This is a genomic window from Scytonema sp. UIC 10036 (assembly GCF_009725235.1).
The window spans coordinates 35,222-47,820 of record NZ_WJFC01000012.1 but is presented as its reverse complement, the minus strand read 5'-3'; the positions used below and the strand labels follow the sequence as shown (position 1 = coordinate 47,820).

5 protein-coding genes are annotated in these 12,599 nt (G+C 42.5%); 1 reads left to right on the top strand and 4 read right to left on the bottom strand.

What is annotated here, in order from left to right; translation table 11 throughout:
* Positions 1-109: 109 nt before the first annotated feature.
* From F7734_RS08060 to F7734_RS08045, 4 genes are all read right to left on the bottom strand, one after another.
* Positions 110-2,938, bottom strand: coding sequence for a CHAT domain-containing protein (locus F7734_RS08060; RefSeq protein ID WP_155744180.1), 2,829 nt, complete (start codon positions 2,936-2,938; stop codon positions 110-112).
* Positions 2,939-3,156: 218 nt separating this feature from the next.
* Positions 3,157-3,354 carry an S-layer family protein gene (locus tag F7734_RS08055; protein WP_155744179.1) on the bottom strand — a complete coding sequence of 66 codons (198 nt, stop codon included), beginning with the start codon at positions 3,352-3,354 and terminating at the stop codon, positions 3,157-3,159.
* Positions 3,355-3,399: 45 nt separating this feature from the next.
* Positions 3,400-8,052 carry a filamentous hemagglutinin N-terminal domain-containing protein gene (locus F7734_RS08050; protein ID WP_155744178.1) on the bottom strand — a complete coding sequence of 1,551 codons (4,653 nt, stop codon included), beginning with the start codon at positions 8,050-8,052 and terminating at the stop codon, positions 3,400-3,402.
* 97 nt (positions 8,053-8,149) lie between these two features.
* The gene (locus F7734_RS08045) at positions 8,150-10,006 is read right to left on the bottom strand and encodes a ShlB/FhaC/HecB family hemolysin secretion/activation protein (RefSeq protein ID WP_243146752.1); all 1,857 of its coding nucleotides are present in this window, start codon (positions 10,004-10,006) and stop codon (positions 8,150-8,152) included.
* Positions 10,007-10,377: 371 nt separating this feature from the next.
* Between F7734_RS08045 and F7734_RS08040 the strand changes: the two genes are divergently transcribed.
* Positions 10,378-12,471: a serine/threonine-protein kinase gene (locus F7734_RS08040; RefSeq protein WP_155744177.1), complete on the top strand. Its 2,094-nt coding sequence runs from the start codon at positions 10,378-10,380 to the stop codon at positions 12,469-12,471.
* Positions 12,472-12,599 lie beyond the last annotated feature (128 nt).

Sequence of the window (12,599 nt, the reverse complement as noted above, 5' to 3'; positions counted from 1 at the left end):
AGAATGGCGGGAGTTTTACCCCACCCTAACCCTCCCCTTGTAAAGGGGAGGGAACAAGAAATCAAGTTCCCTCCCAATCCATCGCTACGGTGTACTATCTCAGAGGTATTTACTGCCAATTTCCTACAAGAACAAAGGGTGCCCAAAAATGGGGATGCTTGAAATTAAATAGCTTGTACCGCACATTCTTGGGGTTGAGAAGGGCCAGTTGTGCTTGACGCAGTGCTTCTGCTTTACTGGTGTTGTTCTTCCTAGCTTGGTTTAACTGGTCGTAAAATTCACTCATCATATCACCAGTGCTTTGATCTTCAACTCGCCACAGTGTTGCTAGTGTACTGCGAGCACCAGCTCGCACTGCGACTCCAGCTAGCCCCAAAGCAGCTCGGTTATCTCCAACAGCTGTCTCGCAAGCACTCAAAACCAATAATTCAATTGGTCTAGTTTGGGAAAGAGAGCTACCCCTAAGTATATTACCTAAATCATTGACACCGATACGTCTATCCCAAGCGAGGATAAAGGTGTCGTTAGCTTTAGAGCTAAATTGACCGTGAGTCGCTAGATGAACTATGGAAGGGACGCGAGCATTAGCAATCTGTTGTTTGATTTGTTTGCTTGTAAATTGCTCGTTAAGAATCAACCGACTTGAGATTCCAAATTCCTGAATTTTTTTCAGTTCCAGTTCTACGTTGCGTAATGGTTGAAATTCCGATTGAAATTCTTCATTAATTTTGCTGAGCCCTGCTGTGAGAGCTGTGAAATTAATCTGTGTGATTGGTTTTGGATCGACTAGCTGTAAAGTAGGTGTGACAGCAACAGCATACTTTTCTACTAGATATTGTTTGCCATCAAATAGCACACTCATTGGGATATTTCGTAAATTTCCATCTAGCACAAAAGCCAGAGTTCGGATATTATTCCTACTTGCTAACTCTGCCTCTAGGGGTTCGATCAGCCAATCATACAACTGTTTATAGTACGTGCGCGAAAACTCTTCTGCATTACTGACAGGAGTTTTCAAAGAACGTTGTACCTGTTCTACAGTTTCTTCAAACTCTTTTGGCTCAATAGGTGTTGCATGAAGGCTTAAGGTTCGCTGATTGTTTTGAGTGGGTAGGCTGAGAATAACATTTAATTGATTTTTCAAAACAATTGTGTAAATAACTGCTGCTGTTTGGTCTACTTCATCAGCCTGTCGGGGATTTGAGGTGACACAGGCTTCTCTAAAAAAGTTGTTAAGTTCTGCAACTTGGAGTGATTCTATCACATTCCGCGCTTGAACGAGCGGTTCTTTACTCTCCTCATTTTTCCCTGCTTGTTTTAAAGAAGTTGCGTATTCCAAATCTAACGCAACTAACTCTCGGTACACTGGTTCAACACTGTCTCGAAACGAAAACTGAATTTCTGGGTTGATTGCCAATAAATCGTTACGCAGTGACTGTAGGGCATTATAAGCTTGGGTATAAGCGCTAATTGCGTCTTGAATGTCTCCTGTTTGTCTCCGTATCCTTCCCAACTGCCAGAAAAACTGCGAGGATATATCTGGAGATTCAAAGGTTGAAGCCAAGCGCAAAGCCTGTTTTGTCAATTCTTCCGATCGGGACAAATTTTGCATTGAGCCAGACACTTCATACACTCCGCCCCGATTTCCCAAAGCATAAGCTTCGGCTCTTTTATCTCCCAAACTTTGAGCTTGTTCTGCTGCTCGTACTAAGATTTGATCGATCTCGTTGAATGATGGTTGTTGGGTGTTAGTCTTGAGCATAGAACTATCTTTCTGAGCCAATTTCACAAGACTTTGGGCAAAGTTGATTTGGCGGTACACTCCTGTGTGGCTGGGGGAGAGGCTACTTAGTTGAGGGTAGAGCGATCGCGTCAGTTCTTCTGCTGCTGGCAATTGGTCAAGTTGTATCAAGAAACTGAGATGATTGAGTTGTGCTTGCTGGCGAGTGGTTGGTGATGGGGACAACTTCGCCGCTTGGTTATAATAATTTAATGCGCTGGTTTCATATTTTTGTTTTTTGTCCAGAATGATTTCTCCTTCAGAGAGAGCTCGTAAGGTATTGCCTAAACTCAGATAGGTAGCAGCTATCTCTTGGCGAGAGTTCAATTTTTGAGCTAATTCTAGACTCGGTTCTAAAATGATTCTAGACTTTTCTAACTGACCCTCAAACCGCAGCAATTCTCCCAAACTTCTTAATGCCACAACTACAGGTAGAGAAGAGGCTTGATTCCTAATTTTTTGGAGTTTCATTGTAACCTGAACTGGACTTAATTCACTGAATTTTTGACAATTTTGAACTCCAATTTCTTGACTTAAAACTTCTAACAAAGTATTGCAAGCACGAGGAAAAAGACCCATATCTTGCATGATTTGAGCTTGGTTAATCTTGCTTTGAGCTAATTTTGACTTTTCCTCAATTTGACTGTATATTTGAGCAGCTTGTTGCCAAGTTTTTAGAGCATCTGCTGATTGGCCTCTTTCCCGTTGTAAATAACCCAGAACATCCAAAGTTTGAGCTTGGATTTTGAGTTTTTCATTTTCCTGCGGTTGCGTTTTTAAAAGTCCCAAGCTATCTTCAACTGCTTTTGTTGCTTTATCCCAAGCTCCCAATTGTTGATAAGTTAAAGAGAGATTGCTCAACGCCATTGCTTGGTTTAAACCATCTCCTTTGGCAGCAAAAACAGTTGCTGTTTGTTCCCATACCGTCGCTGCTTCCTCAAACTTTCCATTGCGGTAGAGTGCAGTAGCCTTGTTTGCTAGCTGTCCCCCATCTTGCTGAGATGAGACAATGGGGGTTGGTGAAGACACGTTAGCAACAACAGGCGAGATGGTTGCTGAGAGAATAAATAATAAGGCGGCAAGAAAAAGGGAACGTCTTCTATATATTCTTTTGAAGAAAGTTTGTAATTTTTTGAGTCTAGAGTCTCTGGATTTCATATTTCTTTACTCCCGTCAAGTTTTTGGACTCGTTCCCCGACTCACTCTGGGAACGCACTTCTCAAAGACATTCCCATGCAAAGCAAGGGAACGAGGAAGTCAGCGTGCTGCACAACTAGCAGGTGTCTGCCAAGAGCGTTGCGTGCCAGTACTTGTGGGATCGTAAGCTGTCAGAACTATCTCGCCTTTATCGTTGAATACCCATCCTTGGGCTGGTACTATCTGTTTAACAGTAGAACTGATTGAGGGCTGATTTGTCCACGCCCGGTAATGAAAAACCTACTACCTAGATCCTGTTGACAGGGATTTTGGGCGAGCTGCTGTGTGGCATCTACAACATTCTCTGGCAATTCAACTAAATCTTGGCTGGGATCGACATCTGGCGTATTTATTTGTACTATACCATTTAAGGACAAACTTTGTTCGGCAAAAGCTGTGATGTGATAAAGCTAACGAGGAAGTCAGGGTGCAGCACAACTAGCAGGCGTTTGCCAAGAGCGTTGCGTACCAGTACTAATGGGGTCATAAGCTGTCAGAACTATCTCGCCTTTGTCGTTGAATACCCACCCTTGAGCGGGTACAACCTGTTTGGCAGTTGGACTGGTGGATAGCTGATTTATCGTTGCGTTACCAGAATTCGTGGTACTAGCAATAGGCGCAAGCAAATCAACGCGAACATTGTCACTGCCTATAACTTGATTGGGGCTAGTTGGTACACCGCCACGTCCGGTGATGATAAATTCACTAGCAGAAAACTGTTGACAAGGATTTTGGGCAATCTGTTGTGTGGGGTCTACAAAATTCTCTGACAATTCAACTAACCCTTGGCTGGGATCGACTTCTGGTGTGTTGAATTGCACTGTACCACTGAACTGAGCACCGAGATTTGAGCTAGCATCAATTTCATTATTTGCGTTTCCACGAATTGCGCGAGTTTGAACTAAACCAAAAATACCTTGAGATGTAATTTGAATATCACCGCCGAAACCTGTTGAAGCATTGGCAATAATGTCATTGTCTTGTCTTGGAAATGCGATTACAAAACCCCTGGCTGCATCAATAGTAATGTTACCTCCATTGGCATTCGTGTCTGGGTTTGCCTGAGCAGAAATGAGGCTACCATTTCGCAACGACAATAACTCTAAGCCCCGTAGCGTAATATTGGCTCCTGGTTGATTATCGCTCGATCTTCCGGTTTCAGCAATTAGACTTCCGTTGTTCAAGCGAATCGTTCTCGCAAAAATATCTAAATTTCCTGCTTGTCCTTGCGGGCTGCTCACCGAAACCGTTCCTCCATTCTCAACTGTCACTTCTCTAACTGGCAAATCTCTAGTGTTCTGAATTGTCAAGTTTCCTCCCTGTCCCCCTGCGGTGGCGTTAGCAAATATCCCACTGGCAGCTCCTTGATTACTTTCAAAGTTAGGGTCAAAACCGGAAAGGGTGAGGCGATCGGCAACATTCAAGGTAATATCTCCAGCACGACCGGTATTACGACTCGTTGCAATTACTTGTCCGCCACCAGTCGCGGTAAAGGTATTGGCGTTAATCGTGATGTCTCCACCACGACCAGAATTGTCAGTTAATGCTTCAATTACAGCCGCGTCCGCTAAGCGAAAGTCTCCTGTTGTCAGGATAATATTTCCTGCGGCAATCGGTTCTGTGGGAGTTGTTCCTCTTTCGGCACTAGCAAACAATCCACTGGAAAATCCTGTAGAACCAATGCCAGAAATATTGACAAAATCTGTAGCATTGACAGTTACATTTCCCGCTCTTCCGGTTCCACCTGGTTGACCATTTTCTGCTCGGAAAACAACAGCACCGATTGCAGCACCATCTGTGAGGGTGAGCGATCGCGCCCTGATTTCGATATCACCACCAATCCCTATCCCTCCTTGTCCTACAGAGCTATTGATTTGGCTGGAGTTAGCAAGCGTAACCGAATCATTAACCCGTACTGATACATCACCTGCTTCTGATACACCTCCTGATGCTCCCCGACCAGAAGTCACAGTGGAGATTCCACTAGAATCATTCAATGATAGCGAGCCCGCTTGAATGGTGATACCACCACCATTGCCGATGCCTCCCTGTTCTACCGTGCTGAAGATGGCACTGGGGAAGAGTCCTGAATTGCCTGAAATATCTCTGTTTGTGAACCCGGTAAACAAGACCTCTCCACTAGCTTGAATGCCAATGCTGCCGGCATTTCCTTGTCCAAGAACACTGGTTTGCAGTTGAGAGCCATCTCTTAAGAAGAGGTTTCTGGCAAAGACAGTGATATTACCCGCATCACCAATTCCTCCCCGTTCTACTGTACTGAAAACCGCATTTACACCAGTAAACGAAATATCTCCATTCTCTGCTCGTAGCGTTACGCTCCCAGCATTACCCAATCGCTCAGTGGAAGTTCGTATTGCAGACTGATTTATAAAAGAGATTCCATCAGTAGCATCTATTAATATGCTACCTGCATTTCCACGTACAACCTCTGAACTTTGTGGGTTAGAGCCGAGAACAAGGGTTTGCAATTCAGCGCCATCTCTTAAGGAGAAATTTCTAGCTGTAATATTGATATTGCCACCATTGCCGATGCCTCCCTGTCCTACTGTGCTGAAGATGGCACTGGGGAAGAGTCCTGAATTGCCTGAAATATCTCTGTTTGTGAACCCGGTAAACAAGACCTCTCCACTAGCTTGAATGCCAATGCTGCCGGCATTTCCTTGTCCAAGAACACTGGTTTGCAGTTGAGAGCCATCTCTTAAGAAGAGGTTTCTGGCAAGGACAGTGATATTACCCGCATCACCAATTCCTCCCCGTTCTACCGTACTAAAGACCACACTTCCACCAGTCAGCGAGACGTCTCCATTCTCTGCTTGTAGCGTCACACTTCCAGCATTACCCAATCTTTGGGTTAAAGTTTGTATTGCAGACTGATTTACAAAGGAGATGCCATCAGTAGCATTTATTAATATGCTACCCGCGTTTCCACGTACAATCTCTGAACTTTGTGGGTTAGAGCCGAAAACAAGGGTTCGCAATTCAGCGCCATCTCTTAAGGAGAATGTTCTGGCTGTAATATTAATATTTCCACCATTGCCGATTCCTCCCTGGTCTACCGTGCTTAAGACACCACTAGGGAAAAATCCTGGATTGCCTGAAAAAACATCTCTATCTGTAGACCCAGTAAACAAGACCTCTCCACTAGCTTGAATGCCAATGCTGCCAGCATTTCCTTGTCCAAGAACACTGGTTTGCAGTTGAGAGCCATCTCTTAAGAAAAGGTTTCTGGCAAGGACATTGATGTTACCTGCATCACCAATTCCTCCCCGTTCTACTGTACTGAAAACCGCATTTACACCAGTAAACGAAATATCTCCATTCTCTGCTCGTAGCGTTACGCTCCCAGCATTACCCAATCGCGCAGTAGAAGTTCGTATTGCAGACTGATTTATAAAGGAGATCCCATCAGTAGCATCTATTAATATGCTACCTGCATTTCCACGTACAACATCTGAACTTTGTGGGTTAGAGCCGAAAACAAGGGTTTGCAATTCAGCGCTATCTCTTAAGGAGAATGTTCTAGCTGTAATATTAATATTGCCAGCATCACCAATAGCTCCCGTTTGCACATTAGTAAAAACGGCACTGGGGTTTTCATTTTGTGGGTCGAAACCACTAATCGTCACATTGCCCAGAACATCAATCGTCACATTGCCACTGTTTCCTTGAGTGGTCGAAGAATTGTTATCTGTAGAACCAAGAACACTGGATTGCAGTTGTGCACCACTAAGTAAAGAAAGGGAGCCAGCTTTGATGGTAATGTTACCCCCTTGACCATTTTGTGCTCCAGGAGCCACATTGCTAAAAAACAAACCAGTTTTTAACTCCACAGCGCCACTAGCTTCGATAGATATGTCGCCAGCTTTACTAGAGCCAAAGATACTGGAACTTAATTCTGCCTGATCGATAAGCACGCTCCCGGCAACAACAGAGATATTACCAGCCCCACCAAAGCTAAAGTTTGAGGCATCCAACTGTGCCTGATTGGTTAGAACAAATGAACCTGTTCTAATATTGATATTACTACCATTAGCCGTAGTTCCAAAGTTGACATTGTTCTCAATTCTGCTTTGGTCTATTCTGGTTTCTCCAGTAGCATCAAGCGTAATATCCCCAGCTCTAGAGTTAACCGTTCCCAAATTACTAAAAAAGCCAGAGGTCAGCAAACTTGTTCCTGAAATACTTATATTTCGAGCGGTAATATTAGTACTTCCACCACCAAATCGGTCAGTAATAACGTTGATACCTGCTTGATTGGTTAGAGAGACATCAGCACGTTGCACACCCGTAGGAAAACGCAAATCGTTAAAACGCACACTATCACTCTGTATCTCTACAACTCCAGGGGAAGCCAAGCCTCCCACCTTAACTAGACCTCCGGGGGCTTGCAACACCCCGCCTTCTAAACTGACATTACCACCGACTAAGGCTAAATTCTCTCCTATTGGCACTTCGAGTGTTGGGCTAGAAAAACTTTCAGATGTGCCATCAAGTCCCGCCTGCTGACCAAAACCCTGCACCTGAATTGGTTGTGGATTTTCTCGAAATCGCAAGCCATTGGGAATATTTACGCTTAACAGTGGTGCTACTTGTGTGTCAGTAGCGCTAAACTCTCTACCATCAGGAAATTGGAAACTGCTGGCTGTGGTTGCCAAAAATGAACCACCAATGTTCAATTGGGCATTCTGTCCAAAAACAATACCAGCAGGATTGAGTAGAAATAAGTTAGCACCGCCATTGGCGCGAATTAAACCATCAATACTCGAAATCGAACCACCCGTGACTCGGCTGATAATGTTTTGCACGTCGGGAGCATTGTTGAAGAAAGCCGAGCCACCTGTGAGCACAGAAAATTCTCTGAAACTGTGAAACAGGTTTCCCCCTGCTCTATCGCCGTTATTTATGGTGAAATCTATACCATTAGTGGTATTGACAGTCGTCGAGAGAGTGCCATCAGAAGAAATTTGCGCTCTGACAGTGCTGATAGAAGCAAGAAACCCTAAGGTGACAGGGGGTAAGGTGAATAAAAAGAGCGATCGCTTAACTTGTTTCATAATTAATACTTAAAGGAAAATGGGAGTAGGGGTAGGGGGTAGGGTGTAGGGGAAGAGGAATTTTCCCGTAAATGACATTCTCTAAAACGGACTGAAATTAACTGAAAATAAAAACCTCTCTCTTGCAAAGTCCTATCGCTATCCTTGACTCAACATCAGTCAGTGGAAAACCATAGTCCAAGCGAGCATTCAAAGTGTCACCTATCTGAAATTGCAAGCCCACGCCAACACCAACTAAAGTATTGGGGCTTCGGTTAGGTCTCCCAGAACTATTCCAGCCAACACCAAAATCAGCAAATGGCACGAGTTGCAAAAGTCCATCTATATTTCTCACTCGTAGAATAGGCAACCTTACCTCCGCTAACGCAAAAACACCATTATCGACCAACAGTTCATCCTGGCGGTAACCTCGAACGCTTTGCAAACCCCCTACACCAAATTGTTCTAAAGGTACCAAATCGCTTGTTGATAGCTGGACATCAGAACGCAAAACCAGTAACGTATCTCGTGCTAACAACCGTACATATTGCCCTTGTCCCCGCCAGGAGAAAAACCGACTATCAGGAGCATTGTTGTTGACAGTCGCATCAAACCACCCCACTCCCAAACTAAATTGAGAGCGCAAGGCAAAGACTTGTTGAGAATTACGCTGTGTATATTCTTGAAAAAAGCGCAGTGCTGATATGCGGGTTTCTCCATTTTCATCTGCTCCTGGGGACAGGTTGCCAAAACCCAGTCCTTGAATTTGCGTCCTACTTTGCTGTCGAGAAAAGGTGAAACCCAGTGCTAATTCTTGAGTAGGAGATTGGATGACAGGTTGACGGAAACCCAAATTTATGTAGAAAGAATCTCCCGTAATGTCTATACGGTCAAAAGGTGGTTCAATGACCGAAGTATCGTTAAATCCACCTTGCACAAGGATAGAACCATTGCGGGGATTGACTGGTGCTGAGTAGCTGAGGTCAAGGGTATTGCTACCATCAGTATTGGTGTAGGTGGCAGAAAAACCATCACCAAAGCCAAAGACATTGCCTTCGCTAATGCGGATACCCCGTCGGAAACTACCAACACTGGGAGCACGACCATTATCAAGTAAAAATTCTGTTCTAAAGGAGTCTGCTTCTACGACATTAACTTGCAAGACACTCTGTTCTGGACGCGAACCTGCGGACAATTCAGCTGAAAGATTTTCGATGAGAGGGTTGAGTTGCAATAGCTGCAGTGCTTCTAGCAGACGGAATCGATTTAAAGGTTTAGAGGTACCAAGTTTGATTCGACTGCGTATGTAATTCGAGTTCAATCGACGAGTTCCTGTGACTTTAATGACCTCAATTGAACCTTCAACAATCTGAACTTTGACGACTGCTCCCTGTGGTGACAATGCTTGTCCTGCAGGGATAACAGCACCAGAATTGACATACCCAGCATCGGTATAAAGTTTAGTAATAATGGCCTCAACTTGCAGCAGTTGAGCAAAGGTAATTGGTCTATTAGTAAAGTTAACTGTAATCTCGTTTAATTTTTGGTCGTTAAATGCTGTGTTACCTTCAAACTCAAATCTTTCAACAGTGATATTTCCAGGAATTCCAGGGCGCTGTTCTGATGGCTGGGGTGTTGGCGTTACATCCAGTGGAGGTTCCAGAACAGGCTGCGGAGTAGGAATTGGCTTTGGTGGTGGGGGAGGAATTGGACGAGGGAGGATAGTACCTGGTGGATCGGTTTGAGACAGGTCGGTAGGATTCTGAACCTGAGATAAAATGAAAGGTGGTACCGTGTTGTTATCTTTCGGAGTCTGAATCTGAAATTCAGAAGGAGGTAAACTTTTCGTACTTCGATCTTCATTAGGCAAGCTTTCAGCCAAGGCTTTGCACGAAAGTGAAGCGATTGATACTTCGAGTATCAATGAAACAGCTAGATTGAGTTTTAAGCACGCAGGCTGTTTACCCATAATCATGGTAAAATTTACTCCTCTCTAAAAGTTTCTCTTGTAGAAAGCAATCCCTGTATTAAGTTGAGTTAAGAAAGTGGATTACATCTGACTTAAGGAATATCTACCACAGATTGTTCTTGTAAGTCACTACAATTGCAATCCAAATTAACTGATTTATAGTGGGGAAATTAAGTTGGTCGGTACAAATAAAGTAGACAAAATACTGTCAACTTAATAAAATTTATACAATTCACATCAATGGCAATGGAAACTATCGTAATTTTAGCTACACAATACTAGAAAGTTAAAGATAAGGTTAACGGAATTCTAATTTTCTCTGCTTGTTTGGTAACGAATGCTTACGTAAACCTGAAAGACTAAATCAAGTATATAAAATGACACAAGAAACGAAAGGATTAATAGTTGGACGATATCAACTTGTCAAAGAAATAGCACGAGGGGGCTTCGGTGTAACATATCTTGCTCAAGACATTGTATCTTCCAACTCTCCTTGCGTTGTCAAAAAGCTCAACCCTCAGAATGCAGACATTGAGACGGCAAAGATATTATTTCAAAGAGAAGCACAGACTCTGAACTTTTTGCAAAGAAATCAACAAATACCAAAATTTCTAAATTATTTTGAAGAAGGACAAAATTACTACTTAGTTCAAGAATATATTCAAGGGCAATCTTTAGATAAATTACTCGAACGACGGTGGGAAAAGCAAAAAGTCATTAATTTTTTGCAAGAAATGCTATTCATTCTAAACTCACTTCATAAAATAAATATTATTCATCGTGATATTAAACCATCTAATGTTATAAGAAGAGATGAAGACAAAAAATTCATTCTCATTGACTTTGGTTCTGTTAAACAACTAGAGCAACAAGATTTATCTTTAAAATCAGGACAGCAGTTAGTAACGCATACCATGATTGGAACTCCTGGGTATGCTCCTACAGAACAAATGGATGGCAGACCAAGCTTTAACAGTGATATTTATGGCTTGGGTATGACCGCAATTCATCTTTTGACTGGAATACACCCAAGAGATTTAAAACGAGATGAACAGGATAATGTGAAATTTCCTAAAGGGGTTGAGCCTGACGATAAATTATCCAAGATTTTAACAAAAATGGTGCATTTTAGCACCGAGCGTCGCTACCAAACAGTAGACGAAGTCATTGAAAATTTAAGTGAAATTACAGTGCAAGCAAATGGAGTTGTTAAAAATTGGACTCCCAATCTACCAGAAACAAAAATTAACGTTACACCAGTATCTATAACACAAAATGACAGAACTTTATTACCTTCACAGATATGGTTCAAGCCTTGGTACACTGCAATTGGGCTACTAGCAATCAGTCTTTTTGTCATTTTTATTGAATTTCTAATTCATCCGTTTATCCGCCCGTTCTATTACTTGTATCAAGGGAATCGTTTACTGGATTTGCGTCAGCCAGAAGCAGCTAGTGAAGAATTTGAAAACATTATAGCGATCGCGCCAAACTCTTTTGAAGCATGGAAAGGGAGAGGCGATTCTCTTTTTAGCCTAGGACGCTATCCAGGAGCATTATCAGCATATGAGAAAGCTCTCTTCTACAAACCTAATGATTTAAAAACCTTAAATAGTAAAGGGAGAGCTTTATATAAATTACAGAAATATCAAGAAACTCTAGAGACTTATGAAAAGGTATTAAAACTTGACCCTAATAATGCCGAAGGTTGGAGTGGTAAAGGGATAGCCTATATGAGCTTGCGACAGTATAAAGAAGCAACAAATGCTTTTCAGAAGCTCAGGCAAATTAGACCAGATATACCGAATATTTGGTATGAAATCGGTTTAGCAGTGGAACCGTTCCAAGGAGCACAAACAGCCAAAGAATACTTTAAAGAAGCACTATGGCTTTATAACAATTTTATCAAAAAACATCCTGATGCCCTCATTGAGTTAAGCGATCGTGGAAACGTTTTACAAAAATTGAATATGCTTCCAGAAGCACTTGATTCTTATGAGAAAGCACTTAAAATTGATCGCAATTTTTATGAGGCTTTATTTGGTAAAGGTAATATCCTTTTTAGAATGGGAAAGTATGAAGAATCACTTTTAGCTTTTAATCAAGCCAGTCAAATCCGTCCACAAGACGATCAAATTTGGTATGCACGAGGAATTTTACTAGCACGTCACTTTCAAAAACATGAGGAAGCTTTAAAATCCTTTGGCCAAGCCATTCAATTAAGAAGTGATTTTTATCCGACTTGGCAAGAAAAAGGATTAGTACTTTACGATTTAGAACGCTATGAAGAAGCTCTAGCGTCTTTTAACAAAGCTAAAGAGTTGGCTCCAGACAATCCTTATGTTTGGGCTAATTTATGGTCGGCTTTAGAGAAGTTAGGAAAAATTCAAGAAGCACAACAAGCAAAGGACAAAGCCATCGCACTGGGATTTCCCCCCGAACAATTTGAACAATCTCAAAATGAGAAGTAAATGGATGCTCTTTCAATATGCGATCGCCCTTTGTGTTTTACCCCACCCTAACCCTCCCCGATGTATTAGTCCGGGAACTTGATTTTCAGTTTCCCCCCTTTATAAGGGGGGATTAAGGGGGGTAAATC